General features: G+C 70.8%; 21 protein-coding genes, 1 pseudogene and 1 riboswitch. Of the genes and pseudogenes, 7 read left to right on the top strand and 15 right to left on the bottom strand.

Annotated elements, in window-relative coordinates; translation table 11 throughout:
- Nucleotides 1–113: 113 nt before the first annotated feature.
- From F1D61_RS00235 to prfA, 7 genes are all read right to left on the bottom strand, one after another.
- On the bottom strand, nt 114–2,252 hold the full coding sequence (locus F1D61_RS00235) for an HlyD family efflux transporter periplasmic adaptor subunit (RefSeq protein WP_203156011.1): 2,139 nt from the start codon (nt 2,250–2,252) through the stop codon (nt 114–116).
- Nucleotides 2,249–3,697, bottom strand: coding sequence for an HlyD family efflux transporter periplasmic adaptor subunit (locus F1D61_RS00230; protein WP_203156010.1), 1,449 nt, complete (start codon nt 3,695–3,697; stop codon nt 2,249–2,251). Before F1D61_RS00230 ends, F1D61_RS00235 begins: the two co-directional genes overlap by 4 nt.
- 1 nt (nt 3,698) lies before the next feature.
- Nucleotides 3,699–4,427 carry an efflux RND transporter periplasmic adaptor subunit gene (locus F1D61_RS00225; RefSeq protein WP_203156009.1) on the bottom strand — a complete coding sequence of 243 codons (729 nt, stop codon included), beginning with the start codon at nt 4,425–4,427 and terminating at the stop codon, nt 3,699–3,701.
- Between the two features lie 1,003 nt (nt 4,428–5,430).
- Nucleotides 5,431–6,348, bottom strand: coding sequence for an SDR family NAD(P)-dependent oxidoreductase (locus tag F1D61_RS00220; RefSeq protein WP_203156008.1), 918 nt, complete (start codon nt 6,346–6,348; stop codon nt 5,431–5,433).
- Between the two features lie 187 nt (nt 6,349–6,535).
- Nucleotides 6,536–7,681: a DUF4167 domain-containing protein gene (locus F1D61_RS00215; RefSeq protein ID WP_203156007.1), complete on the bottom strand. Its 1,146-nt coding sequence runs from the start codon at nt 7,679–7,681 to the stop codon at nt 6,536–6,538.
- A gap of 417 nt (nt 7,682–8,098) precedes the next feature.
- A complete protein-coding gene (prmC, locus tag F1D61_RS00210; protein WP_203156006.1) occupies nt 8,099–8,965 on the bottom strand; it encodes a peptide chain release factor N(5)-glutamine methyltransferase in 867 nt (288 codons plus the stop codon).
- Complete coding sequence (gene prfA / locus F1D61_RS00205) at nt 8,962–10,041, bottom strand: peptide chain release factor 1 (RefSeq protein ID WP_203156005.1); 1,080 nt, start codon at nt 10,039–10,041, stop codon at nt 8,962–8,964. The genes prmC and prfA overlap by 4 nt, the downstream gene beginning before the upstream one ends.
- A 224-nt stretch (nt 10,042–10,265) precedes the next feature.
- Here prfA and F1D61_RS00200 point away from each other — a divergent pair, with 224 nt between their 5' ends.
- Both F1D61_RS00200 and F1D61_RS00195 read left to right on the top strand, forming a co-directional pair.
- Nucleotides 10,266–10,448, top strand: a complete 183-nt coding sequence (locus tag F1D61_RS00200) for a hypothetical protein (protein ID WP_203156004.1) — start codon at nt 10,266–10,268, stop codon at nt 10,446–10,448.
- A 277-nt stretch (nt 10,449–10,725) separates the two neighbouring features.
- Entirely contained in the window at nt 10,726–12,129 is a 1,404-nt protein-coding gene (locus tag F1D61_RS00195) for a 2-hydroxycarboxylate transporter family protein (protein WP_203156003.1), read from the top strand.
- A 40-nt stretch (nt 12,130–12,169) separates the two neighbouring features.
- On the opposite strand, the gene F1D61_RS00190 is transcribed toward F1D61_RS00195, so the two are convergent.
- The 6 genes and pseudogenes from F1D61_RS00190 to F1D61_RS00165 form a co-directional block, all read right to left on the bottom strand.
- The gene (locus F1D61_RS00190; protein WP_203156002.1) at nt 12,170–12,766 is read right to left on the bottom strand and encodes a thiamine phosphate synthase; all 597 of its coding nucleotides are present in this window, start codon (nt 12,764–12,766) and stop codon (nt 12,170–12,172) included.
- The gene (locus F1D61_RS00185) at nt 12,763–13,542 is read right to left on the bottom strand and encodes a thiazole synthase (RefSeq protein ID WP_203156001.1); all 780 of its coding nucleotides are present in this window, start codon (nt 13,540–13,542) and stop codon (nt 12,763–12,765) included. Before F1D61_RS00185 ends, F1D61_RS00190 begins: the two co-directional genes overlap by 4 nt.
- A 262-nt stretch (nt 13,543–13,804) precedes the next feature.
- A pseudogene (locus tag F1D61_RS00180) lies at nt 13,805–14,083 on the bottom strand (GIY-YIG nuclease family protein); the annotation flags it as partial.
- Nucleotides 14,084–14,322: 239 nt separating this feature from the next.
- The gene (thiS, locus tag F1D61_RS00175; protein ID WP_203156000.1) at nt 14,323–14,535 is read right to left on the bottom strand and encodes a sulfur carrier protein ThiS; all 213 of its coding nucleotides are present in this window, start codon (nt 14,533–14,535) and stop codon (nt 14,323–14,325) included.
- Nucleotides 14,532–15,740: a glycine oxidase ThiO gene (thiO, locus tag F1D61_RS00170; protein ID WP_203155999.1), complete on the bottom strand. Its 1,209-nt coding sequence runs from the start codon at nt 15,738–15,740 to the stop codon at nt 14,532–14,534. The genes thiS and thiO overlap by 4 nt, the downstream gene beginning before the upstream one ends.
- 67 nt (nt 15,741–15,807) lie before the next feature.
- A riboswitch (TPP riboswitch) is annotated at nt 15,808–15,942 on the bottom strand.
- A 41-nt stretch (nt 15,943–15,983) separates the two neighbouring features.
- Nucleotides 15,984–17,231: an adenylate/guanylate cyclase domain-containing protein gene (locus F1D61_RS00165; protein ID WP_203155998.1), complete on the bottom strand. Its 1,248-nt coding sequence runs from the start codon at nt 17,229–17,231 to the stop codon at nt 15,984–15,986.
- A 230-nt stretch (nt 17,232–17,461) separates the two neighbouring features.
- On the opposite strand from F1D61_RS00165, the gene F1D61_RS00160 reads away from it, so the two are divergent.
- On the top strand, nt 17,462–17,716 hold the full coding sequence (locus tag F1D61_RS00160; RefSeq protein WP_203155997.1) for a DUF2798 domain-containing protein: 255 nt from the start codon (nt 17,462–17,464) through the stop codon (nt 17,714–17,716).
- A 59-nt stretch (nt 17,717–17,775) separates the two neighbouring features.
- Here F1D61_RS00160 and rpoD read toward each other — a convergent pair whose 3' ends face one another.
- Together rpoD and dnaG are read right to left on the bottom strand one after the other, a co-directional pair.
- Entirely contained in the window at nt 17,776–19,773 is a 1,998-nt protein-coding gene (gene rpoD / locus F1D61_RS00155) for an RNA polymerase sigma factor RpoD (protein ID WP_203155996.1), read from the bottom strand.
- A 220-nt stretch (nt 19,774–19,993) separates the two neighbouring features.
- Entirely contained in the window at nt 19,994–21,901 is a 1,908-nt protein-coding gene (gene dnaG, locus F1D61_RS00150; RefSeq protein WP_203155995.1) for a DNA primase, read from the bottom strand.
- A 452-nt stretch (nt 21,902–22,353) separates the two neighbouring features.
- Between dnaG and soxA the strand changes: the two genes are divergently transcribed.
- The 4 genes from soxA to F1D61_RS00130 all read left to right on the top strand — a co-directional run bounded on the left by soxA (nt 22,354) and on the right by F1D61_RS00130 (nt 24,729).
- Nucleotides 22,354–23,022: a sulfur oxidation c-type cytochrome SoxA gene (gene soxA / locus F1D61_RS00145; protein ID WP_203155994.1), complete on the top strand. Its 669-nt coding sequence runs from the start codon at nt 22,354–22,356 to the stop codon at nt 23,020–23,022.
- A 68-nt stretch (nt 23,023–23,090) separates the two neighbouring features.
- A complete protein-coding gene (gene nthA, locus F1D61_RS00140; protein ID WP_203155993.1) occupies nt 23,091–23,759 on the top strand; it encodes a nitrile hydratase subunit alpha in 669 nt (222 codons plus the stop codon).
- Nucleotides 23,756–24,430: a nitrile hydratase subunit beta gene (gene nthB / locus F1D61_RS00135; RefSeq protein WP_203155992.1), complete on the top strand. Its 675-nt coding sequence runs from the start codon at nt 23,756–23,758 to the stop codon at nt 24,428–24,430. Before nthA ends, nthB begins: the two co-directional genes overlap by 4 nt.
- Nucleotides 24,427–24,729: a nitrile hydratase accessory protein gene (locus F1D61_RS00130; protein ID WP_203155991.1), complete on the top strand. Its 303-nt coding sequence runs from the start codon at nt 24,427–24,429 to the stop codon at nt 24,727–24,729. The genes nthB and F1D61_RS00130 overlap by 4 nt, the downstream gene beginning before the upstream one ends.
- Nucleotides 24,730–24,740: the final 11 nt, after the last annotated feature.

Genomic DNA, 24,740 nt, shown 5'->3' with positions numbered 1-24,740 from the left:
TCGAACATCGACACCGCTCTAAGCTCGCGACGGGACCGCATGGCGCGTTCCGCGCGGGCGAGCGTGAGCCGGCATGGTTAAGGAAGAGTGGGGCAAGCCACCCTTGTCGGCGTTCAGAAGCCGCTCTCGCGGACGAGAACGGCGGCGATCCGCCGAAACGCGTGGGCGGCGGTGCTCTCGCGACGGCCGGAGACCGTGACGAGGCCGCGCACCACGGCGGGTGTGCCGGACAGGCGCAACTCGTCGTCGGGCCGGTTCAGCACCACCGTGTACTGGGCCTCGACCGGCACCGGACCGACGCCCTTCTCCTCGCGCACGGCGACCGGACCACCCAGGGTCGAGAGCAGCGAAGGGATCTCCACGACGGCGACCGCGGCGGCGGACACCGAGGTGACGGTGACCGGGATCGAGCCGGTGGTGAGATCGTCCGGCACGAAGGTGCCGGAGGCGCCGGGATAGAGCCGCGCCATGGCGTCCTCCGGCACGAGGCCGCGCACCTGGCGGCGTCCGTTCGAGACGAGGGTCCCGAGTTCCTCGCCCCTGCCGACGAAGCGGCCGGGATGCAGGTCCGGTTCGATCTCGGCGACGATGCCGTCGAAGGCGGCGCGGATCACCAGTTCGTCGTGGCGCCGCTCCAGTCCGCGAACGGCCTCGCGCCGCGCGTTCCCCTCGCCGTCGAGGACGAGGCCGCCGGCCCGGTCCTGCGGATCGGCGGCGCGGCGATCCTGCTTCATCTCGACGAGGGCGAGGCGGATGCGCGCGGCCTCCAGATCGTGGTCGAGGGCCGGCGAGCGCAGCCGCATCAGAACCTGTCCGGCGCTGACGGACTCGCCCGGCGCGACCTCCACGGTCTCGATCCGGGAGGCGGCCACGGCCGTGAGGCGCTCGGTCCGCTCCGGCTCGGCGATGGCCGGGATCTCGACCCGGCCCGAGACCGGCAGGACGAGCAGCAGCAGAACGACGGCAAGCGCCGCCCCGGTGATGCGCACGCGCCCATTCGGGGCGATGCGGCGGCGGTTCCGCCACCAGAACAGCGTCTCGCGAACGATCGGCCGGAGGACGAACACGCCGATCTCGACGGCGAAGAGCAGCAGGCCGAGGACCTTGAAGGCCAGGGTGTAGACCATCACGGCGATGCCGGTGAACAGCACCAGCCGGTAGATCCAGACCGCCACGCCGTAGGCGATCACGCCCCAGCGCCGGCGCGGGCTCCAGCTCTCGGGGCAGGGATCGCCGAGCCCGAACAGGATCTCGCGCAACGCCCAGGTGGTGAGCGCGAAGGCGCGGGGCTGGAGGTTCGACACGCCGAACAGGTCGGCGGCGATGTAGTAGCCGTCGAAGCGCATCAGCGGGCTGAGGTTGATCGCGACGCTCATCACCCAGCCGGTCGTGGCGAGGAAGAAGGCGACGGAGCGCGCCGTCCCGTCCGGCAGGAACGACCAGGCCAGCGTCGCGAGGGCCGCCACGGCGAGTTCCACCGCGACCCCGGCGCCGTCGATGGCGATGCGCTGCCGGCGGTCGCGCAGGCGCCAGGCATCGGTGGTGTCGGTGTAGAGCACCGGCACCAGCACCATGAGGGCGACGCCCATGCTGGGGACGCGGCAGCCGTAATGGGTGGCGGTGTAGGCGTGGCCGAGTTCGTGCAGCGCCTTCACGGCGACGAGGGCGGCGAGATAGAAGACCAGACCTTCCGGCGTGAAGAACTCCAGGAACGTCGCCCGGAACGTGTCCCATTGCTGCATCGCCAGGTAGAGACCGAGCAGCCCGGCGAGCGCGATGGCCGCCAGGCTGCGCCGGTCGGCGAGGCAGCGGGCGACGGGCAGGGTGCGATCGAGGAAGCCTTGCGGCCGCACCAGGGGAATGCGGATGAACAGGTAATTGTGCAGGAGCCAGGCGCCGAGCCCGTGCCGGCGGGACGCCGCCTGCCGCACCAATGCCTGCCAGCCGCCGCGATGCGCGACGAGCCCGTTGGCCTCGCAGAAGCCGCGAAACGCCGCGACCTCGTCCGGCCCGACCGCCCGCCCGAGGGCCTCTCCGGCGGCGTCGGCGAGATCCGCAGGCGTGAGGCCGGTCCGCCAGGCCTGGAGGAAGGCGAGGCCGGTTTCGTCGATCTCGTAGTAGCGGTGCGCCAGGGGATCGTAGAGGAGCCAGGGCGCCGGGCCGCCATCGCCCGGGACCGCCCCGCGCTCGATCCGCAGATCCTCGCGCAGGGCCGTGAGCGGCTGGCCCTCCGCCGGGTCCCCGCGGGTCACAGGCCGACCTTCTGGCGCAGGAACGCGAGCGGCTTGCGCAGGAGCGTGAACCCGAACGGCACCGTCGATCCGTAGGCTTGCGCCGTTCCGCGGGCGCCGAGCCGCGGTGCCGGCGCGCCGGCCGGCAGCTTCGCGACGATGCGGTGGGCGAGCACGCCGGCCTCGGTCAAGCGCGCGACCGGCGTCACCTGGTCGATCTGCGCCTCCACCGGGTTGAGGGGATCGGTATCGAGGAAGACCCGCACCCGGCCGCCCGGAGCGAGCGCGATGGCGTCGGAGACCGGAAGGTCGATGCGGATCTCCACGTTCCCCGGGTCGGCGATCTCCAGGATGCGCTGCCCGGCGGCGACGGGCTTGCCGTACCACTCCTTGCGGTCGGCATAGACCGCGATGCCGGCGCGCTCGGCGCGAACTTGCGTCCGGGCGAAGGTCTCGCGGGCGAAATCCCGTTCGGCCACCTTCAGGGCGAGCTCGGCGCGGGCCTGCCCGATCTCGCGCCGGACCCGCTCCTCGGCATAGGCCCCCACCGTCACCTGCCGGAGGCGCGCATCGGCGACCTGGACCTCGCGCTCGGACACCGCGAGCGCGTTGCGCTGGGCGGTGTCGACGTAGCGCAGGACGAGGTCGCCCGCGGCGACGGCGGCGTTCGGCGCCGGCACGATCTCCTCGATGATGCCCTCGATCGGCGCCGCGACCACGAAGGGCCGCTCCGCCGTGATCGTCGCCGGGGCCAGCACCGTCATCGAGACCGGACAGGCGAGACCGGCGAGGACCAGTCCGGCCGCCACGAGGGCGGGCTTGCGCAGGTTTCCCGACAGGCGCGGCAGGAGCGGCGGGCGCAGCGCCAGGAGGGCATGGGCGCCGGTCTGGCCAAGCCGCAAGGCCAGGGCCGCGTCGGCCTCGTCGAAGGTCCGCTCGCGCGTCAGCAGCAGGCCGCCGACCACGCCGCCCGACCGATCGCGCAGGGGCACGAAGAGGGCGTGGCGGAAGGGATAGGTCCGGGCTTCCTCGGCCTCCGAGGTCGCGAGATCGATGCTCCGGGGTGCGGCGCGCGCCTCCCTGGGGATCGCGGCGACGGCCGCTTCGACGAAGGCGAGGAGGGGGGCGTGCCGCTCGACCTGGATCGTGCCGGACACCCGTTCGACGGTGAGACCGCCGAGGCGATCCGTCCGCAGGAGGAAGCCCTGGCGCGCCCGCACCAGCGTGACGCTCTCGTTGACGAGGGCAAGGCCGAGCGCGTCGCGGTCCGGGGCCTGGCGGAAGCTCGCCTCGACGGCGAGGAGCTGGCGCAAGCCGGCGCTCGCATCCTCAGCGCCGACCGGTTCCGGTCCCCGCGGAACCGTGCCGCCCGCGGGATGGACGTGGACGCGGCGGCCCCCGGACTCGGGCTTGGAACTGGGGTCAGGCTTGGGATTGGGCTGCGGCACGGCCATGGTGGCGGCCATGTCAGTGGGTCGGACGGTCGAAGGTGGCGTCGAGGCTCATGCCGGGCAGCACCGCCGACGTGTCGCCGGGGGCGAAGGCCGCGGTGATCCTGATCGTCTGGGAGACCGGATCGACGGCAGCCGCGGTGCGGATCACCTTGGCGGGATAGGTCTTGCCGGTCTCGTCGACCTTCACGTTGAGAGGAGCGGCGGCCCGCAGCCAGGCGAGCCAGGCCGAGGGCACGATCAGGTCGATCTCGAGGGCGGTGGCATCGACGATCCGGAGAAGCGGCTGGCCGGCCACCGGCATCTCGTATTCGCGCGCCCGCATCTCGGCGACGCGGCCCGCGAACGGCGCGACGATCCGGCAATCGCGCACCCTGACGCGCAGGGCTTCCGCGGAGGCCCGGGCCTTCTCCCATCGCGCCTTGGCGGCCTGGACCTCGATGCGCCCGATGGCGTGGCGACGGTCGAGCGCTTGCGCGTTGTCGAAGGCGATGCGGTTGACCGTGGTCTCGGCCTCGGCCGCGCGGGATTCCGCCTCGGTCCGATCGCAGTCGAAGGTGACGAGCGTATCGCCGGCGTTGAACGACGTCCCCTCGCGGAACGGCAGCGTCAGGATGCGGGCGTTGAGGTCCGTCGCGACGCTGGCATCCCGGACCGCGCGCACGACGCCGCGGATCGGAGCTTCGGGTTGAGCGAGCGCGGGCAGGGCTGCCAGGGAGAGGACGATGACGGTTGCCGCGCGCACGAACCACTCCTTGGGCGAGAAGGCGAGAGCGGCCGCAAGCGTAGGTCGGCATGGTTAAGGCATCGTGAGAGCGGGCTCGGCGAGACCCGGGCCGTCGCGGCCGAAGGCCGGCTGGTTCAATCACCGCCGCCTGCAGGTGCCGATCGGGACAGGCCCTCTCGCCGGGGCCGGTGCCGGCTACCATGCCGACGGGGCGACCCAGCCCTCGGCTTGCGCCCGATCATGCTGCCGCAGAGGGGGCGACACGGCAGGAGCACCGGTCACGGCAGGCCAACCCTTCCCCCACGCTGCGCAGGACGGACCGGGAAGATTCTCGTCGAGAGACTGTGCGAGTTGGCCGGCGGGATCGAAATCCTCGATGTCATCCCGATGATGCGTAGCGTAACCCGAAACGACATCGAGATATTTGAACCCGCATGCAGATCGATAGGTACGAATACTAGAATATTATGTGGAAAAAATAATATGTCATTGTCTTGAGAAGCGGATGGTCGATCGTCGAAAATGCGTCATCCGACCGATCCGGGATAGAACCGTCTCTCAGATCCTGTTTGACTTGCGAAAATTTACCTGCAACGAACTTTTTCCATCCCCCTCGCGACCTCATCCTGAGGTGCGACTGAAAGGAGCCTCGAAGGAGGGCTCCAGACATCTTCGCGATCCCTGGAGCCCTCCTTCGAGGTCAGTCGATTTTCAATCGACTGACACCTCAGGATGAGGTGGTGCGTGGGAGTAAGTGCGTGAGTCGATCAAACAGGCTCTTAGAAGCACGGGGCGGTTCAGCCGCTTCCTCGATCGCCGTCGCGAGGTTCCGCCCACCATCTGCGCCGAGGGCCTCGCCCGGCAGGTCTGATCGCCACGGATCCGAGCGGGAGATCAGGCCGGCGCAGCCGTCTTGCATCTCGGCAGATTTCCCCGAAGCGGTGACCGGTCCGGCACGGAAAATCTGCGGGAATGCGAGAACCCGAGCGGGCGAAGCGTCGGCCTGCCAACGCAACGCTGCCTAGAACGAGGCCGGCGTGGCCGCAGGCTCCTTGATGCCCTCGTCCGCTCCCCTGCCCCCGCCCTCCAGCGGCGCCTCAATATGGGCCGCGAAGGCCGCCTTGTGGTCGGGGTGCCAGCGCGACAGGGCCGGGCGGTTGCGAATCACGTCGTCGGCGGACCAGCGCATCCGCTTCTCGTCCATCTCCCGGGTGGTCTCGTTGTCCGGGCAGAGGATGTAGAAGTCGCCAGCCGCCATCTTGTCGAGGAGGAAATCCACGGTCTCCTCCGGCGTCCAGGCACCGGCCGGCTTCTCGGTCACGCCGCGGGCGCGGGTGAGGCCGGTATAGACGAAGCCCGGGATCAGCAGGTGGGCGGTGACGGGCGAGTGCGCCTCGCGCAGCTCGTGCGCCAGCGCCTCCGTCGTCACCTTCACGCCCGCCTTGCTGACGTTGTAGGGCGTATTGCCAGGCGGGGTGGTGATGCCCTGCTTCGAGCCGGTGACGATCACCGCGCCCGGCTGCCCCGCCTCGATCATCCCCGGCACGAAGGCCTGGATGGCGTTGATGACGCCCCACAGGTTGGTGTCGATGATGCGGTGCCAGGTCGCGGAATCGGAGGAGAAGCGCCCGCCGGCCTCGATGCCGGCATTGGCCATCAGCAGCGCGACGGATCCGAGGGATCCGGCCTCCCGGCGCAGGGCCTCCAGCGCCTCGGGCTTCGTCACGTCGGTCGGCACCGCGCGGACATCCGCCTCGCCGCCGGGAGAGGCCGCCGCGACGGCGCGGCCGGCCTGGTCCAGGGTCTCGCCGGGAAGGTCGGCCAGCACCACCCGCATGCCGGCCCGGGCGAAGGCGGTGGCGGCGGCCAGGCCGATGCCGCTCGCCGCGCCGGTGACGACCGCGACGCGGCCCTTCGCGAGTGCGGGGTGGTGGGTCATGCTGCGCTCCGCCTGTGGCTCGTGTCACGGCGGCAGGTAGGCAGGGCCGAGAGAAACGCCACCGGCGGCGGCGCAAAAATCGCCCTCGGGGCCCGAATGCATGTGGGCCGAATGTATGGGGCCCGAATGCATGGCGCCCGGCCTCCGTTGCCGGAGGCCGGGCGCCACTCTCGCTCGGCGGTGGATCCTACTCGCCCGACGGCTCGGCGGGCTTCGGGAACAGCTCGCCCGCGGGCTCGCCCTCGACCCCCTCGAACCGGGTGCGGCGGCGGCGGCGCGGACGCGGCGCCGGGGCCTCGCCCTCGGCCTCGACCGGGGTGGCGGGAGGAGCCGGCGGCGCCTCCTCGACCGGTGCGGGCGCGGGAGCGGGGGGACGCACCGGGGTGGTCAGGAAGGCCGGCAGGCCGGTCGGCTCGTCGGCGGCCAGGATCGGCTCGGAGCGGGGCTCCTCGCGGCGGCGCTCGCGGCGGAACTCGGAGCGGCCGCCCTCGCGGTAGCCCTCCTGTCTCGGAGCCTCTTGCCTCGGGCTCTCTTGCCTCGGGCTCTCTTGCCTCGGGCTCTCCTGCCGCACCGGCTCCTGACGGGGCTGCTCGGCCCGGGACAGGTCCTGTCGCTCGGAGCGATCCTGGCGATCGGGGCGATCCTGGCGGTCGGCCCGGTCCTGACGGTCAGAGCGATCTTGCCTGTCGGGACGGTCTTGCCTGTCGGGGCGATCTTGCCTGTCGGGGCGATCCTGGCGATCGGCTCGCTGCTCGACCCGCTCCTGGCGGTCGCGCTGCTGGCGCTCCTGGCGATTCTGGAACCGCTCGCGGCGCTCCTGCCGGTCGGGCCGGTCCTGACGCTGTTGATCCTGCCGTTGGTGGTCTTGCCGCGACTGGTCCTGCCGGTCGAAGCGGGACGGGCGGTCGTCGCCGCGACTGTCGTAGGGCTGCGGCTGCTGGCCGGGATCGCCGTACTCGTCGGCGGCGCCGTAGCCGGACTGGGCGTAGCCGTTGGCGCCACCGCGCTCCTGCTGCGGGTAGCCGTTCGCCGGCGCGCCCTCGTCGTCGCCGTCATCCTCGTCGTCGTAGCCCTGGCGGCCGTAATTGGCGCCGTACTGCTGACGGTACTGCTCGTTCGCCGCGGTGATGATGCGGAAATAGTGCTCGCCGTGCTGAAAGTAGTTCTCGGCCATCACGGGATCGCCGCTCGCCTGGGCGTCGCGGGCGAGCTGGGCGTATTTCTCGGCGATGTGCTGGGCGGTGCCGCGGATCTTCACGTCGGGGCCGTTCGACTCGTAGGCCCGGGTCAGCGGGTTCGGCCCCTTAGTGTTGGTGCGGTTGCGGCCACGCATACGCCTGTTCTGGTTCGGTCTCATCGGCCTCGACTGACCCTCTTCGACGACTTGAAGGGCGGGACTTCGCGCGCGCGGCGGGTCTTCGTCCGCGGAGCCGGGCGGCCTCTGCCGGGCCATGTTCCGTCTCCGCAGCGATGTCCGCCTTGCCCTGTGCGACCGCGGGCCGTCTCACGATCCGGCCATCGTCGATCCACAGATGCGGGGCACCGGACCGCCTACGCGCTCATTGGTCTGCCCGGTGGTGGAAGATCGTCCAAAGGTCCGCGCTCGATGTCGCGCCTGAGAACTGAGCCTGGCTGTGTGGTCCGGACCGTTCACGATCTGCCCCGGGACGTTAGCGGGTTCGGCCGGCTCCGCCAAGTCACCTGACGTCGATTTCGCGAACAAAGGCCACAGGAACCTCAAGAATCCCCATCAGGATCCGATCCCTGCCGTCATCACGACCACCCGGGGATGCCCGGCGAGGTCACGTCGCACCTCCGCCCGCAGATTGTGGGCGGCGGCGAGCCCTCGCAGCGCCGCCTCCTGGTCGTAGCCGATCTCGACCAGGAGATGCCCGCCCGGCGCCAGGAGGGGCGGCACCTGGGCCAGGATGGTGCGGTAGGCGTCGAGCCCGTCGGCTCCGCCATCCAGCGCCAGCCGCGGATCGTGGTCCCGCACCTCCCCGGACAGGCCGGCGATGACCGCGCTGGCGATGTAGGGCGGGTTCGCCACCACGAGGTCGAACGGCCCCATGAGGGAGGCGGCCCAGTCGCCGGCGACGAAGGCGGCCCGGTCGGCGACACCGTTGCGGGCGGCATTGGCCCGGGCGGTGCTGAGCGCGCCGGGCGAGCGGTCGAGGCCGATCCCGAAACTGTGCGGCCATTCGGTGAGAAGCGCCACCAGGATGCAGCCGGAGCCGGTCCCGAGATCGGCGATGCGGGCCGGGCCCTCGGGCCTCGAGCGGAGAGCCGCCTCGACCAGGGTCTCGGTGTCGGGACGCGGCACCAGGGTCTCGGGCGAGAGCCCGAAGGGCAGCCCCCAGAATTCCCAGGCACCGATGATCCGCGCCACCGGCTCGCCCGCCACGCGCCGGGCGAGATACGCGGTCAGAAGCGCGGCGCCCGCCTCGCCGACCGGCTCGGCCCCGCGGAGCGCCAGGTCGGTGGCGGTGATGCCCAACGCCTCCTCGACCAGGATGCGGGCATCGAGGGCAGCGGTCTCGATGCCGTGGGCCGCGAGCGCATCCGTGGCCCCGGCCCGGGCCGCGACCCGGCTCGACCCCGGGTCGATCGCGATCACGCCATCCCCTCGGCGGCCAAGAGGGCGGCCTGGTGCTCGGTGATCAGCGCGTCCACCACCTCGTCGAGGGCGGTGCCGGCGATCACCTCCTCCAGCTTGTAGAGGGTGAGGTTGATGCGGTGATCGGTGACCCGGCCTTGCGGGAAGTTGTAGGTGCGGATCCGCTCGGACCGGTCGCCGCTGCCGACCTGCGACTTGCGGTCGGCGGCCCGGGCGGCGTCCTTCTGGCTGCGCTCCTGGTCGTAGAGCTTGGCGCGCAGCAGCGCCATGGCGCGGGCGCGGTTCTTGTGCTGCGAGCGCTCTTCCTGGACGAAGATCACGATGCCGCTCGGCACGTGGGTGATGCGGATCGCCGATTCGGTCTTGTTGACGTGCTGGCCGCCGGCGCCCTGCGCCCGCATCGTGTCGATCTTCAGGTCGGATTCGTTGACCTGGATGTCGACCTCCTCCGCCTCCGGCAGCACCGCCACGGTGGCGGCGGAGGTGTGGATGCGCCCCTGCGTCTCGGTGTCGGGCACGCGCTGCACCCGGTGGGCGCCGCTCTCGAACTTCATGCGCGCGAAGACGCCGCGGCCCTTCACCTCGGCCACCACCTCGCGGTAGCCGCCCATCGTGCCGGGGCTCTCGGAGATGACCTCGACCCGCCAGCCCTTCAGGTCGGCGTAGCGCGAATACATCCGGAACAGGTCGCCGGCAAAGAGCGCCGCCTCGTCGCCGCCGGTGCCGGCGCGCACCTCGAGGATGGCGCTCTTCTCGTCGGCCGCGTCCTTGGGGAGAAGCAGGAGCTGCAGCGCCCGGGCGGCGGCGTCGCGGGCGGCCTCGGCCTCCGGCTTCTCTTCCGCGGCGAGCGCCCGCATCTCGGGGTCGCCCTCCTCGATCATCTCCTCGACGCCGCGCAGGGCGCTCTCGGCGGCCCGGAAGGCGCGGATCGCCTCGACGACGGAATCGAGCTCGGAGAGTTCGCGCGAGAGCTGCACGAAGCTCTCCGCCTCGGCCTCGCCGGCGCTCAGGGTGGCGGTGACGATGTCGTGGCGAGCCAGGATGGCGTCGAGACGGTCGGACGGGATCGAGATCATGAACGAGATATGGCCATTCGCATCGGCCGGTTCAGCCGGGGCGGCCCGCGCCCGGTGCCGGAGATGGTGCCGCGTATAGCAGGTCTGCGGGGGATGGGGAGTCGTGGCGGCTCCACGCCCCCTTGCACCATGGCAGTACGCCGTCGCCCGCCACACCCGAGCCCAGGTCCGACCGAACTGGCAAGACGCCTGCCGAGCGGTTGGGCGGGCAGAGGGAGGCGATCATGCCGAACGCAACCGTGCTCAGGAATCTGTTCGACCGCCGGGAGCGCGTCCGGCGCGAGGGCGCCGTCGACCTCGTCGAGGCCTGCGTCGTTCCGCATCACGTCCGGCACGACGGGACGGGTGACCGCACCGTCGCCCGCGGGGTTCACGGTTCGAACTGTCTTCCACGCCCCGGTCTTTGACAGGTTCCCGACAGGTTCGGCCGCTACCGCGGCTCCCAACGAATCCTGGAGGAAACCACGCCGGTCACGGACGCCCGCCTGACCGCCTCACCACGTCACCTCATGGCTCGACCGCGGATGCGGGCCCCCCGGCCCCTCGCACGAGACCCCGTCGGCCCGGACGGCAGGCCCCTCATCGCGCCGCCGCGCCCAAGGCCCGCCCTCCGAGGCGGGCCGGCAAGACCGTCATTCGACAAGAAAACCACGCAGCAACAACATCTTTCGGGAGGATCCACCGATGGCATCGGGGACCGCAGATCTCGCCAAGACCCACGACACGACGGCTCGACACACGGCCCCGGTTGCCGAGACGACGCCGCCGGATTCCAGGAAATTCTGGCCGCAGGGCTGGTGGCGTCTGATGGACGTCAAGATCGGGATCATCCCGATCCCGGTCTACCTGATCCTGGCCGCGCTCCTGACGATCCTGACCCTCGAGCGCGAGATCAAGCCCGATGCGCCGACGATGATCGCCGTCCTGGTGCTCGGCGGCTTCACCTGCGCCGAGATCGGCAAGCGGCTGCCGATCCTGCGCAACATCGGCGCCGGCGCCATCTTCGCCACCTTCATCCCCTCGGCGCTCGCCTACTACAAGCTGATCCCGCCGCAGATCGAGAAGTCGATCATCGACTTCACAAAGTTCACGAACTTCCTCTACCTCTACATCGCGGCGATCATCGTCGGCAGCATCCTCGGCATGGACCGCGGCGTGCTGATCAAGGGCTTCCTGAAGATCTTCGTGCCGCTCGGCATCGGGTCGATCGCCGCCGGCCTCGTCGGCACGCTGGTCGGGACGGCGCTGGGCTTGGGCGCCTACCACACCTTCTTCTTCATCGTCGTGCCGATCATGGCCGGCGGCGTCGGCGAGGGCGCGATCCCGCTCTCGATCGGCTATGCGGCGATCCTGGGCGCCTCCCAGGGCGACCTGTTCGCCCAGGTGCTGCCGCCGGTCATGCTCGGCAGCCTCACGGCCATCGTGTTCTCGGGCATCCTGAACTTCGTCGGCAAGAAATACCCGCACCTGACCGGCGAAGGCCGCCTGCAGCCGGGCGAGCACGACGACATGGATCCCAAGGACGAGGCGGTGACCGCCGAGAAGGGCGGCGGCGCCATGGACGTCTCGACCATCGCGGCGGCGGGGCTCACGGCGGTGACGCTCTACCTGCTCGGCGTGATGCTGCACCACGTGATCGGCCTGCCGGCCCCGGTCGCGATGCTGTTCCTGGCGGTGCTGGCGAAGCTGTCGAGCGCGGTCTCGCCGCATCTGCAGGCGGGCGGCTTCGTCGTCTACAAGTTCGTGCAGACCGGCATGACCTATCCGCTGCTCTTCGCCATCGGCGTCTCGCTGACCCCGTGGGACAAGCTGATGTCCGCCTTCACGGTCCCGAACCTGATCACCATCATCGCGACGGTGTTCACCCTGATGGCCACCGGCGCCTTCGTCGGCCGCCGCCTCGGCATGTACCCGATCGAGGCCGCGATCGTGAATGCCTGCCATTCCGGCCAGGGCGGCACCGGCGACGTCGCCATCCTCACCGCCGCCAACCGGATGCAGCTGATGCCGTTCGCCCAGATCGCGACCCGCATCGGCGGCGCCGTCACCGTCACGACGGTGCTGATCGTGATGCGGTGGATGGCCTGAACGGAACACGCCGGAGGAGGACCGGGGAGCGGGTGCGGCCCTACAGGAGGGCCGGGACCAGCACCCCGACCTCCGGCGCCCGCATCACCGCCCCCATCACCGCGACGGCGGCAGCCCCCGCCTCGCGGCAGGACGTGGCCGTTCCGGGATCGACGCCGCCAAGCGCCACGACCGGCATCACCCCCGCCGCCTCCCGCAAGACACCCACCCCGAGCGCGGGCCCGTAGCCCGGTTTGCTGGCGGTCAGGAAGATCGGGCTCAGGGTCACGTAATCCGCCCCCGCCTCCCGGGCGGCCCGCACCTCGGCGAGGGAATGGGCCGAGACGCCGAGCAGGACGCCGCGCCCGAGGCGCGCCCGAGCCGGCACCACGGCGGAAGCCTCGCCGAGCTGGACGCCCGAAGCCCCGACCCGCGCCGCCAGGTCCACGTCGCGCCCGATGGTGAGGGCGCCACCCACCCGCGCCACCTCGCCGGCCAGGGTCTCGGCCAGGGCCGCGCGCTCTTGGGCGGGCAGGTCGCGGTCGCGCAGCCAGATCCAGCGGGCGCCCGCCGCGAGGCAGGCGGCGACGCGGTCGCCCAGGGGCTCCGGGCAGCCATGCCGGTCGGTGACGACCAGCAGGCGGGCGGGCAGGCTCACGAGCCGACGAGGCCGAGTTGCGGGCTCGACGGCTCGGCGCGGGCGCGACGCGGAATGCGGCCGGCGAGATGCGCGAGGCGCCCGGCCTCGACGGCGTGGCGCATGGCGCGGGCCATCCGCACCGGATCGTCGGCCTTGGCGACGGCGGTGTTGAGGAGCACCGCGGCGGCTCCCAGTTCCATCGCGATCACCGCGTCGGAGGCGGTGCCGATGCCGGCATCCACGATCACCGGCACCGGCGAGCGCCGGCAGATCAGTTCGAGGTTCGCCGGATTGGCCACCCCCATGCCCGACCCGATCAGCGAGCCCATCGGCATCACCGCGGCGGCGCCGAGATCGGCGAGCCGGCTGCACACGACGGGATCGTCGTTGCAATAGGGCAGCACCGTGAAGCCGGAATCGACCAGCTGGCGGGTGGCCTCGATCGTCTCGGCGACGTCGGGATACAGCGTCTCGCGGTCGCCGATCACCTCGACCTTGATCCAGTGGGTGCCGAGCGCCTCGCGCGCCAGCTCCGCCGTCATCACGGCGTCGCGGGCGGTCTCGCAGCCGGCGGTATTGGGCAGGAAGCGTGCCCCTTTGAGCCGCGCCACCGTGTCCGAGCCATGGCCGTGGAGCGAGATGCGGCGGATCGAGACCGTCACCACCTCGGCCGCGCTCGCCCGCACCGCCTCGCTCATGATGGCTTGCGTCGGGTAGCCGGCGGTGCCGATGAGGAGGCGCGAGGACAGGGTGGTGCCGGCGATGACGAAGGGATCGTCGGGGGTGTCGGTCATGGGGTTTCTCCGGATTTCATAGATAGTTCGTACGAGCGTTTCGCCGATGTCCCACCCACGACCTCATCCTGAGGTGCGAGTGAAACGAGCCTCGAAGGAGGGCTCCAGGGATCGCAGTGCCTTCTGGAGCCCTCCTTCGAGGCTCGCATGCGCTAGCACCTCAGGATGAGGTTGGAGGGTGGGAATCACCAACAACGTCGAGCGTTGTCGGCAACTCCTGATGACCAATCGCACCTAAATCTGACTTATTCTGCACGCAGTTCCGTCTGGCCAAGTGCTTGAGGCGGTCCCAGTCACTTTGGATCAGCGCTTCCTTCTTGGCGCGGCTCCAGCCTTTGATGCGCCGTTCCATCGCGATCGCGTCCGTGATGCGCTCGAACATTTCAGCATAGACGAGTGTCACGGGCCGGCGCTCGCGCGTGTAGCCGGGATAGGTGCCGGCCTAGTGCTCGCCTAGGCGCTTGTCGAGGGTCTCACCGCGTGCCGAGCCGACGTAGTAACTCTCGTCGACGCATCGCAGGATGTAGACGAAGGCGTTCATGAAGAGATGTCTCCGCCTGCTGATTCCTAGCAACGGATACCTGATCTCCGACCCACCACCTCATCCTGAGGTGCCGCGTAGCGGCCTCGAAGGAGGGCTCCAGAAATCTCCGAGCCAGCTGGAGCCCTCCTTCGAGGTCAGTCGATCTTCGATCGACTGACACCTCAGGATGAGGTCGAGGGTGGGATGAAGAAAGCACCGGTGATGCAGCGCGACCCCATCGCACGATCTCGCAACCGCTACCCTCCCTGCATCGCCCGCACGATCTCGACGCGGTCGCCCTCCTCGAGCGCCGTGCCGGCCCAGTCGCGCTGGCGCACCACCGCGCCGTTCAGCGCGATGGCGAAGCCTTGCGGGCCGCTCAAGTCGAGGTCGGCGGTCTCGGCGCGCCAAAGGGCGTCGAGGGTGGCGGCCTCGCTCTCGCGGGGCTCGCCGTTGACGAGGAGCTTCATGCGGGGACTCCGGAAACACGGGCGAACCGGGACAGGCCAAAGGGCGCGGCCACCGGCAGCGTCTCGCCGCGCAGGATCAGGGTGGAGACGGCTTCGGCGGTGACGGGCGCCAGCAGGTAGCCGTTGCGGTGATGGCCGGCGGCCAGCACGAGGCCGGGCAGGGCCTCGCCGAGGATCGGGGCGTCGTCGTCGGAGGTCGGGCGAAAGCCGCTCCAGACCCCCGACACCCGCATCTCCTCCACCCCCGGCAAGGCGCGCCGGGCGCCCTCCAGCAGGGCGAAGACGCCGCCGGCGGTGAGGTGGGGATCGAAGCCCGTCTCCTCCACGGTGGCGCCGACGATGAGCGAGCCGTCGCCCTTCGGGGCCATGTGGACCTGCTCGGTCCAGACCACGTGCGAGAGGGAGCCGCTGCGCGGCGTCATCTGGAGCGCCATCGACTGGCCCTTCAACGGGCGCACCGGGAGCGCGAGGTCCGGCACCAGGTTCCCCTCCCCGGCCCAGGCGCCGGAGGCCAGCACCACCGTGCCGGCCCGCACCGTGCCCGCCGTGGTCTCGATGCCGGTGACCCGGCCGGCCTCGCGGGTGAGCGCGGTGACGGCGGTCTCCTCGATCAGCCGGCCGCCGGCCGCGCGGAAGGCCAAGCGCAGGGCCGCCATCACCCGGGCCGGATCGACCTGGTGGTCGTCGGGGCAGAACAGGCCCGCGGTGACGGTGGGGCGCAGGCCGGGCTCGCGGGCGCGCACCGCCGGTCCGGACAGCCACTCGACGGCGAGATGATCGCGGCGCTGCAGCTCGTGGCGGAAGCGCAGGCGCTCGACCTCGTCGCGGCCGAGCGCGATCACGAGGGTACCCTCGCGGCGGTAATCGATGGTGAGGCCGGATTCGGCTTCGAGTTCGTCGCGAAACCGGTGCCAGAGGCGCTGGCTCTCGAGGCAGAGCGGCGACAGGGCCTCGCCCCCGGGCTCGTGCTCGGCGGCCGCCGCCAGCATGCCGGTGGCGGCGAGACTCGCGCCGTCGCCGGCTCGTCCGCGCTCGATCACCGCGACGGCGAGACCGGCCCGCGCCAGGCGCCACGCGATCGACAGGCCGATCAGCCCGGCGCCGATCACCGCCGCATCGACCGGACCTTCGGCGCGCTCCGGCAAGCGGTCTCTGTCTGGGATCTCGGACGGTCCGCCTCGCCGTCCGATCGTCTGCGCGTGCACCCTCGTCTCCACGGTGGCCCGAAGAGAGTGGACGGCGCCCGATTGCCGGATGATGCGCGCTCGGATCCTGGCGGACCCTGTCCAATCCCTACGCCGGTATGAGCCGGATCAGGTTCGAAGGATTTCCGCGCCGACCGAAAAGCCGAAGGCTCTTGGTCCAGCGGTGTCTCAGCCCCTTGCCGGGGATCTCCCTGGAACGGCCGGAATGTGGCGAGCCGGCTCGCCTTCGTCAACCGCCTTCGGTCAACCGCCTTTGCCCGGACGATAGATCGCCATCTCCTCGGCGATGCCGTCGAGGGGATGGGTGCCGAGCAGTTCGGGGTCGCCCCACAGGAAGTCGACGAAGGGCTTCGACATCAGGAGCGGCTCGGACAGGACCTTGTTGAGCTTGGCCAGGCGACTGGCGAGGTTCACGTCGCGGCCGATCACCGTGAAATCGAGGCGCGCGCCGGAGCCGACATTGCCGTAGGCCGCCTCGCCGTGATGGAGCGCGATGCCGATCTCGATGCGGGTGGGGAATCGCCCGGCGCGGTTGGCCTCGTCGACCCGGCGGAGCGCGGCCTGCGCCGCCGAGAGCGCGCCCTGCGCCGCGCCGCCGAGATCGTCGCCGCTCTCGCGAAAGATCGCGAGCAGGCCGTCGCCCATGTATTTCAGCACCTCGCCGCCCTCGCTCTCGATCGGCGGCACCAGGCAGTCGAAATAGGTGTTCAGCAATTCCACCGAGGCCTCCGGGGTGAGCGCGTCGGTGAGGTGGGTGTAGCCGCGCATGTCGGCGAACAGGATCGCCGAGCGGATCCGCTCGACCTGGCCGCGGCGGATGAAGCCGGCCAGGATCGCCTGGTGCGGCCCGTCGCCGACATAGACCCTGAGCACGTGGTCGAGACGGGCGTTGAGGCCGCGCATCTCCATCACCGCCGACAGGGTCGGGATGATGAAGCGCAGGATGGCGAGGTCGTCGTCGCCGAACCCGCGCGGATCCCGGGTCGCGAAGGTGACGCCGTTCTTGGTGCCGTTGGTGAAGAACAGCGGTACGGTGATGTAATGGGTGTACCCCGCCGCCTTCAATTCCGGAATGATGCTGTAGCGATCGTCCGGGGTCTCGCGCAGGTCGAGGATCAGCCACTCGCCGGTGCCGTAGACATGGGCGAAGGGGCTGCGGGCCAGCGCCTGCTCGGTGACCTCGCCATGCGGGAAGAGGCGGAAGCTGACGCCGTCCTCCCGGGTCCAGAACCGGCCGACGCCGGAATAGTCCGAGTGCAGCGCGTCGATGGCGGTGGTGGCCCGGTCGACCGGCACGCCGAGTGCGTTCAGCCGCTCGGCCATGCCGGCCAGCAGATCGCCGGATTCCGGCAGCCGCGCGCCCTCGCTGAGCAGCCAGTCGCGGAGCGCCACGCAATCGCGAAACAGGCCGATCGGGATGTCGCTCGCCTCCGATCCATCCGCCGCGGCCGTGGGCGTCGGAGCGGGGGCGGGGCAAGGCTGGTCGGACATGGCTGATGACATGGGCGCTGCCGGGCGGGTCGGCAAGGCTTGGCCGGGGGCGACTGGCCCGCCGGCTTGGCATTTGACCCTGCGCCTGCTAGGGACGAATCCGTCGCCGGGCCCGTGTCTCGGCCGGCCGTAAGCGTCTCACGTCAAGCAACGCACTCCCCGGGTGGATTTTCGCCGGGCGGTGCGCAATGCCTCGTCCGGGCCGGACCGCCCGTTCCGAAAGACGTGCCATGCTGTCCTTAACCTCATTCCGTCGCCTGCCGGCTTCCGCCGCACCGCTCGTCACCGCGTTCCTCCTGTCGGTGATGATGACCTGCATCGTCTCAGGTCTCGCGACCCTGCTCACCCTCGGGCCGACCCCCGAGGCGCTGTGGCACTGGCCGCGGGCCTGGGGCTTCTCCTGGCTCGTCGCCTTCCCGACCCTGCTGCTCGTCCTGCCGCTGGTGCGCCGCGCCGTGGCGCGGATCGTGGCGCCGATGCCGTAACGAAGAAGGCCCGGGGGCGGTCGCCTCCCGGGCCTTCTCGTCCGATCGAATGTCGAAGCTCAGTTGTCGAGGAAGCTCCGCAGCTTCCTGGACCGGCTCGGGTGCTTGAGCTTGCGCAGGGCCTTGGCTTCGATCTGGCGGATGCGCTCGCGGGTCACCGAGAACTGTTGCCCGACCTCCTCGAGGGTGTGGTCGGTGTTCATGCCGATGCCGAAGCGCATGCGCAGCACCCGCTCCTCGCGGGGGGTGAGCGAGGCCAGCACCCGGGTGGTGGTCTCGCGCAGGTTCGACTGGATCGCCGCGTCGATCGGCAGGACGACGTTCTTGTCCTCGATGAAGTCGCCGAGGTGGGAATCCTCCTCGTCGCCGATCGGGGTTTCGAGGGAGATCGGCTCCTTGGCGATCTTGAGGACCTTGCGCACTTTCTCCAGCGGCATCGCCAGCTTCTCGGCCAGCTCCTCCGGGGTCGGCTCGCGGCCGATCTCGTGCAGCATCTGGCGCGAGGTCCGGACGATCTTGTTGATCGTCTCGATCATGTGGACCGGGATGCGGATGGTGCGGGCCTGGTCGGCGATCGAGCGGGTGATCGCCTGCCGGATCCACCAGGTCGCGTAGGTCGAGAACTTGTAGCCGCGGCGGTACTCGAACTTGTCCACGGCCTTCATCAGGCCGATATTGCCCTCCTGGATCAGGTCCAGGAATTGCAGGCCGCGGTTGGTGTATTTCTTGGCGATCGAGATCACCAGCCGCAGGTTGGCCTCGATCATCTCCTTCTTGGCCTGGCGGGCTTCGCGCTCGCCCTTCTGGACCATGTGGACGATCTTCCGGTATTCCTGGATCTCCAGGCCGGTCTCGGAAGCGAGCGAGATGATCTGCTCGCGGAGCGTCAGGATGTTGACCGCGCCGCGCTCGGTGAAGTTCTTCCAGCCCTTGCCGCCGAGCTTGGCCACCCGCTCGACCCAGTGCGGATCGAGTTCGTAGCCCTGGTAGTGGCGCAGGAACTCGTCGCGGGCGACGCCGTGGTTCTCGGCGAGGCGCATCAGGCGGCCCTCGTGCGAGATCAGGCGCTTGTTGATGTCGTAGAGCTGCTCGACCAGCGCCTCGATGCGGTTCGAGTTCAGCGACAGCGACTTCACGTCGGCGACGACGGTGTTCTTCAGCTCGGAATAGCGCTGGCCCTGCGACTCCGAGGCCGCGGCCCCTTTCAGCCGGGTCTCTGCCTGCTCGGCCTGGACCTTGCGCAGCTTGCGGTAGTTCTCGGCGATCGCGTCGAAGGTCTCGAGGACGCGCGGCTTCAGCTCGGCTTCCATCGCCGAGAGCGACACGTTGTTCTCGAGGTCGTCCTCGTCGCCCTCGCCGTCCGGCGGGGTCTCGCCCTCGGCCTCCTCGTCGCCCTCGCCTTCGACCTCGCCCTCGGCGGGGCCGGCGCGGCCGTCGGGGCCGGCATAGGTGGCCTCGAGATCGATGATGTCGCGCAGGAGCACCCGGCCGTCGACGAGCTCGTCGCGCCAGATGATGATGGCCTGGAAGGTCAGCGGGCTCTCGCACAGGCCGGCGATCATCGCCTCGCGCCCGGCCTCGATCCGCTTGGCGATCGCGATCTCGCCCTCGCGGGACAGAAGCTCGACCGAGCCCATCTCGCGCAGGTACATCCGGACCGGATCGTCGGTGCGATCCGTCGGCTCCTTGGCGGTCTCGGCGCGCAGGGCCACCGGGCGGGCGGCGGCGACCTCGGCCACCTCGCCGCCTTCGCTCGGCTCCTCCTCCTCGGCGCCTTCCTGGGCCGGGGCCTCGCCCTGCTGGTCGTCGGCCTCCTCGGCCTCGACCACGTTGACGCCCAGCTCCGACAGCTGGCCCAGCACGTCCTCGATCTGCTCGGAGGTGAACTCCTCCTGGGGCAGCACCTCGTTCAGCTCGTCGTAGGTGACATAGCCGCGCTTCTTGGCGAGCTTGATCATCCGCTTGACGGAGGCATCCGTCAGGTCGAGGAGCGGGCCGTCGGTCTGCGGCTCGGGGGCCGCCTCGGTCTCGTCTCGTTCCGTTGCCTTCGTCGCCATGCTCAGCCTATGCTTCCCGGTGTCGGCAGTGCCCGGGCGGGGGAGACTCCCGCCGTGCCGGCACCGTGATGTCTCGTCCGGCGGCGCACGAGCCGCCCCAGATCTCACGCAAATGTGCAAGCCAATCGACCGACTTGCCGTTAACTAGTCCCGACGCAAGCCGCAAGCCGCGCGTGACGCGCAACGCCGCACCAGGACGATTCCGTCACGAATCCGCGTCTTACGGTTCGGCCTCCTGGGCCTCGTCCGCCTCGGCTTCGGCGCCCGCCACCACGGAGAGGCGGGTCTTCACGTCGCGCAGCCAGGCGAAATTCGCCTCACTCTCCTCTTCCGCCAGGGCGCGTTCGGCGGCCCGGAGTTCGCTATGTAGCGTTCCGGCCTTGCGGTGCAAGATCACGGCCTGCCGAAGCGCGTCCTCCAGCCGCACCGGATCGGCATGCGGATCGAGCACCCAGCGGTCGCCGGGCCGCACCAGGCCGGCGATGCGGCCCGCCGCCGCGGCGAGCCCGGCCCGTTCCAGCCGGGCATCGAGGAAGCGCGTGTCGCTCGCCCCGCCCTCCGCCGCGAAATCGAGGAGCACGCCGCGCAACGAACGGGCATCGGCGCCCTCGAACTCGACCTCGGCCAGTTCCTCGGCCTCGCGGGCCAGCAATTCGGGATGGACCAGGAGGGCGGCGACGATCAGGGCCTCGCGCGAGGACGAGCCGCCGGAGAACAGCGACGAGCGGGCGAGCAGCGGGCTCGCCCGGGCGGTGAGCCGCGGCGAGACCGGCGCCGGCGGGGCGCCGCGGCCGCGCGGCACGAAGGGGGTGCGCTCCCGGTACGGGCGCTCGGCCCCGCCCTCCCGCCGGCCGCCGCCATTGGGGCTCGTCCCGCGCAGGCGGGCCTCGATGTCGTCGCGGTAGTAGCGCTTCAAGGTCTCGTCGCGGATGCCATTGACGATCTCGCGCAGGCGCTGGGCGAGGCCGGCCCGGCGCTCCGGCGTATCGACCGGGCTCATCTCGGTCTCGCGCGACCACAGCACGTCGACGAGCGGCCGGGCCCCGTCGAGCACCCGGTCGATGGCGCCCGGGCCCCCGGTGCGCAGAAGGTCGTCCGGGTCCTGCCCCTCGGGCATCAGGGCGAAGCGGAGCGATTTTCCCGGTTGCAGCGCCGGCAGGGCCACGTCGAGGGCGCGGTAGGCCGCGCGCCGTCCGGCGCCGTCGCCGTCGAAGCAGAGGATCGGCTCGTCGGCCATGCGCCAGAGCAGCGCGAGCTGATCCTCGGTCAGCGCCGTGCCCAGCGAGGCCACCACTTCGGGGTGCCCGGCGAGCGTCATCGCGATGGCGTCGACATAGCCCTCGACGGCGATCACCCGGCCCTTGTCGTGGGCTGCCTTGCGCGCCGCATGGTGGTTGTAGAGCATCCGCCCCTTGTGGAAGAGCGGCGTCTCGGAGGAGTTGAGGTATTTGGGCTTCGCGTCCGGGCTCATGCCGCGGCCGCCGAAGGCCACGACCTTGCCGCGCACGTCGCGGATCGGGAAGATCACCCGGTCGCGGAAGCGGTCGAACGGCACCTTGATGTCGTCGCCGGTGGTGAGCAGGTTGAGTTCCACCATCATCTCGGCCGGCACGTCCCGGGCGGCGAGGTGGTCGCGTAAGCCGTAGCGCTCGGGCGGGGCGTAGCCGAGGCGGAAGGTGCGGCCGATCTCGCCGTCGAGCCCGCGGCCGGCGAGGTAGTCGCGGGCGCGTCCCCCGGCCCGTCCGGCCAGCTGCTCCTCGAAGAAGGTGCAGGCGAGCTCCATCACCTCGAGCGCGCCGCGCCGCCGCGTCTCGCTCTCGCGCGAGGCCTCGCTCGGCGCGGGCAAGGCCACCCCGGCCTCCGAGGCCAGGCGCTCGACGGCCTCGGGGAACGAGACGCCCTCGGTCTCCATCAGGAACGTGAAGATGTCGCCGTGCTTGCCGGACGAGAAGCAGTGGTAGAACTGCTTCTGGTCGTTCACGTAGAACGAGGGCGACTTCTCGGCGTTGAACGGCGACAGGCCGCGCCATTCCCGCCCCGCCTTCTTGAGGCGCACGCGCCGCCCGACGACCTCGGAGGCCGGCAGGCGGGAGCGGATCTCTTCGAGCAGATGGGGGGGATAGCGCAAGGGTGGGATCCGATCGAGGGACCTGCCTTGTAGCGCGTCTTGGTCAGCGGAGTCCTAACGCGGTGGAATCGGGAATGACGGCGGCCATGAAGCCCCTCGCGCATGGGAACTTCGCCCTCGGACGGTGTCGGTCTGTCCGGGAAAAAGAATGGCGCGTCTCCCCTCTCCCGTGTGGGAGAGGGGTCGGGGGTGAGGGTGACACGCTTCCATGTAAAGCTCGAACCATCGTGCTGGCAGCTCAACACTCTCAGCTTTACACGGCAGCCGAGCCACCCTCACCCCTACCCCTCTCCCACTCGGGAGAGGGGATCCCGCGCTTGATTCTAGAAGGGATTCTGGAATTCGCCCCAGGACGCCAAGCCCTTAGCGTCCTCGCCCTCGCAGGCCTGCTCCTCGGCGGGGCGGCAGCAGCTGAAATTCCCCCTGCCGAACGACGCTCCGGCTTCGACGAGATGGCGCCCGAGACCCGGGCGATGCAGGCCGACGACACCGCCAATCCCGGCATGCTCTGGGTGCAGGACGGAGCCGAGCTGTTCGCCCGGGCGCCCTCTCCCGGCGCCCCGGCCTGCGCCGGTTGCCACACCGAGGCGTCCCTGCAAGGCGTGACCGCCCGCTACCCGGCCTGGGACGCGGCGACCGGCCGGCCGGTCGACATCGAGGGCCGGATCGATCTCTGTCGCACCCGCTACCAGGGTACGACGCCGCTGGCGCGGGAGGGCCGCGACCTCCTGGCGCTCACGGCGTATCTCGGCCATCTCTCCCGGGGCAGCGCCATCGCGCCCCCGGACGATGCCCGCCTCGCGCCGGCACGGGCCGAGGGACGGCGGCTGTTCACGACGCCGATGGGCCAGCTCGGCTTCTCCTGCGCCGCCTGCCACGACGAGAACCGCGGCCGGCGGCTCGGCGCGGCCACGATCCCGCAGGGGCATCCGACCGGCTATCCGCTCTACCGGCTCGAATGGCAGGATCTCGGCTCGCTGGAGCGGCGCTTTCGCAATTGCCTCACCGGCATGCGCGCCGAGCCGTTCACGCCCGGCTCGGCGGAGGCGGTGGCACTGACCCTCTACCTGATGCAGCGCGCCGCGCCCCTCGCCGTCGAGACCCCGGCCGTGCGTCCGTGACGGTGGCGGCGTGAGAGCCTCCCGTTTATCCTCCCGGCTCAGGGAGGGCAGACATGGGGAGGGCAGACATGGCGCACGACCACGATGGCCACGACCATCACGATCATCACCACGACCACGACCACGATCACCCGCACGGCAGCGAATTGTCGCCGATGGACCTGCGGGTGCGCGCCCTCGAATCGATCCTGGTCGAGAAGGGCTACGTCGATCCGGCGGCCCTCGACACCCTGATCGAGACCTATGAGACCAAGGTCGGGCCGCATAACGGCGCCCGGGTGGTGGCCCGCGCCTGGGTCGATCCCGCCTTCAAGGCCCGCCTCCTGGAGGATGGCAGCGCGGCGATGCGCGAGCTCGATGTCGGCGGGCGCGGCGGCGAGCACATGGTGGTGGTCGAGAACACGCCGGACGAGCACAACGTCGTCGTCTGCACGCTCTGCTCCTGCTATCCCTGGCCGGTGCTCGGCCTGCCGCCGGTCTGGTACAAGTCGCCGCCCTACCGCTCCCGCACCGTCATCGACCCGCGCGGGGTGCTCGCCGAGTTCGGCACGGTGCTGCCGGCCGAGACCCGGATCCGGGTCTGGGATTCGACCGCGGAGCTGCGCTACATGGTGCTGCCGATGCGCCCGCCCGGCACCGACCACCTCGACGAGGCGGCGCTCGCCGACCTCATCACCCGCGATTCGATGATCGGCACCGGGCTCCCGTTGAACCCCGACCAAGTGGTGCGCGCATGAACGGCGGACAGGATCTCGGCGGCATGCAGGGCTTCGGCCCGCTGGGGCTGGAGGCGGACGAGCCCTGGTTCCACGCTCCCTGGGAGAAGCGGGTCTTCGCCATGGCGATGGCGATGGGGCTCACCGGCACCTGGAACCTCGATGCCAGCCGCGCCGCCCGCGAATCGCTGCCGCCCGGCGAGTACCTGACCTCCAGCTATTACCGGATCTGGTTCCGGGCCCTGGAGAAGCAGGTCCGGCAGCACGGCCTCGTCGAGGCCGGCGAACTGGCGGCGGGCGCCGCCCTGACGCCGCCGGCCCCGGTCGCCCGGGTGCTCAAGGCCGAGGAGGTGGCGCCGCTGTTCTCCCGCGGCTTCCCGAGCGACCGCCCGGTGGCGACGCCCGCGCGCTTTTCCCCCGGCGACGAGGTACGGGCCAAGATCGTCAACCCGACCGGCCACACCCGCCTGCCGCGCTACGTGCGGGGCCGCACCGGCACGGTCGAGCGGGTTCATGGCGGCTTCGTCTTCCCGGATTCCAACGCCGCCTTCGCCGGCGAGGCGCCGCAATGGCTCTACACGGTGCGGTTCTCCGGAATCGAATTGTGGGGCGAGGACGCGGATCCGGGGCTCGCCGTCTCGGTCAACGCCTTCGAGAGCTACCTCGAACCCGCCCGGGTCGCCGCCGCATGAGCCGCCCGCCCGAGCCCCCGGTCTTCGCCGCCCCCTGGGAGGCGCAGACCTTCGCCCTGGTGGTGTCGCTGCACGATGCCGGCTTGTTCACCTGGTCGGACTGGGCGCAGGCGCTGGGCCGGGCCGGCGACCGCCCGGCCGATTACGCCCTGTGGCTCGACACGATCGAGACCCTGCTCGCCGAGCGCGGCCTGACCGACCCGTCAGCCCTGGCGGCGCGCCGCGCGGCCTTCGCCCGCGCGGCCGCCGCGACGCCGCACGGCCGGCCGATCCTCCTGGAGAACGATCCCGGCGCGTGACGGCCTGCGGC

The sequence above is a fragment of the Methylobacterium aquaticum genome (assembly GCF_016804325.1).
GTDB lineage: Bacteria > Pseudomonadota > Alphaproteobacteria > Rhizobiales > Beijerinckiaceae > Methylobacterium > Methylobacterium aquaticum_C.
The sequence above is the reverse complement of the archived record's forward strand: the minus strand, read 5'-3'. Positions and strand labels throughout refer to the sequence as shown.

Excerpts from the sequence above, each read along its gene's own strand:
- F1D61_RS00230 (WP_203156010.1), bottom strand. The coding sequence starts at position 3,697 with ATGGCCGCCACCATGGCCGTGCCGCAGCCCAATCCCAAGCCTGACCCC.
- F1D61_RS00220 (WP_203156008.1), bottom strand. The coding sequence starts at position 6,348 with ATGACCCACCACCCCGCACTCGCGAAGGGCCGCGTCGCGGTCGTCACC.
- F1D61_RS00215 (WP_203156007.1), bottom strand. The coding sequence starts at position 7,681 with ATGCGTGGCCGCAACCGCACCAACACTAAGGGGCCGAACCCGCTGACC.
- prfA (WP_203156005.1), bottom strand. The coding sequence starts at position 10,041 with ATGATCTCGATCCCGTCCGACCGTCTCGACGCCATCCTGGCTCGCCAC.
- F1D61_RS00200 (WP_203156004.1), top strand. The coding sequence starts at position 10,266 with ATGCCGAACGCAACCGTGCTCAGGAATCTGTTCGACCGCCGGGAGCGC.
- F1D61_RS00195 (WP_203156003.1), top strand. The coding sequence starts at position 10,726 with ATGGCATCGGGGACCGCAGATCTCGCCAAGACCCACGACACGACGGCT.
- F1D61_RS00185 (WP_203156001.1), bottom strand. The coding sequence starts at position 13,542 with ATGACCGACACCCCCGACGATCCCTTCGTCATCGCCGGCACCACCCTG.
- thiS (WP_203156000.1), bottom strand. The coding sequence starts at position 14,535 with ATGAAGCTCCTCGTCAACGGCGAGCCCCGCGAGAGCGAGGCCGCCACC.
- F1D61_RS00165 (WP_203155998.1), bottom strand. The coding sequence starts at position 17,231 with ATGTCCGACCAGCCTTGCCCCGCCCCCGCTCCGACGCCCACGGCCGCG.
- F1D61_RS00160 (WP_203155997.1), top strand. The coding sequence starts at position 17,462 with ATGCTGTCCTTAACCTCATTCCGTCGCCTGCCGGCTTCCGCCGCACCG.
- rpoD (WP_203155996.1), bottom strand. The coding sequence starts at position 19,773 with ATGGCGACGAAGGCAACGGAACGAGACGAGACCGAGGCGGCCCCCGAG.
- soxA (WP_203155994.1), top strand. The coding sequence starts at position 22,354 with ATGGCGCCCGAGACCCGGGCGATGCAGGCCGACGACACCGCCAATCCC.
- nthA (WP_203155993.1), top strand. The coding sequence starts at position 23,091 with ATGGCGCACGACCACGATGGCCACGACCATCACGATCATCACCACGAC.
- nthB (WP_203155992.1), top strand. The coding sequence starts at position 23,756 with ATGAACGGCGGACAGGATCTCGGCGGCATGCAGGGCTTCGGCCCGCTG.
- F1D61_RS00130 (WP_203155991.1), top strand. The coding sequence starts at position 24,427 with ATGAGCCGCCCGCCCGAGCCCCCGGTCTTCGCCGCCCCCTGGGAGGCG.